The sequence below is a fragment of the Mesorhizobium tamadayense genome (genome assembly GCF_003863365.1).
Lineage (GTDB): Bacteria > Pseudomonadota > Alphaproteobacteria > Rhizobiales > Rhizobiaceae > Mesorhizobium > Mesorhizobium tamadayense.
Genome location: NZ_RQXT01000247.1, coordinates 1 through 464, shown reverse-complemented (window position 1 = coordinate 464; position 464 = coordinate 1). Strand labels below are relative to the sequence as shown.

1 protein-coding gene is annotated in these 464 nt (G+C 56.7%); it reads right to left on the bottom strand.

All coding sequences use genetic code 11. The features are described 5' to 3' along the window. Positions 1 to 464, bottom strand: a 464-nt coding sequence (locus EH240_RS37525; protein WP_206075409.1) for a 3-methyl-2-oxobutanoate hydroxymethyltransferase, incomplete at both ends; no start/stop codon positions are given.

The following is a 464-nucleotide window of genomic DNA, read 5'->3' as shown; positions in this document are numbered from 1 at the left end:
TACTGGACATCGCCACCTGAGCCCGAACCGAGGCTGAAGTAGATCATCGATGTGTTTTTGGCGAAGAACTCGGCTATCCGGCCGGGAACGACCTCAAGCTCAACAGCGAAACAACCGATTTCCTCGAGCCGTTTTAGTCGCTTCCACATCGTCAGCGCCTCTGATGCAGTCTTTCCGACAGCGCGCCAGCCGGTCCAGGTAATGTAAGATGGAATAAGGCCCACATGAGCGACAATCGGAATGTGATTTTCGCACATTGCCCTCTGGATATCGAAAGAAGCGGCACAATAGAAACAATCGCCCCCAATCGCCGTGTAGCGGTAAGCCGCCTCCAGGAATTGCTCGGCGCTGACCAGCAGCTTTCCGTCCACGGTTCCTTTCGTTGGCGGCGTCAGGCCGATCTGCACGAAGCACGCCCCCGCCGCCTCACGCATTTCGGGGGTGAAGTCCTTTGCCTCGATTGA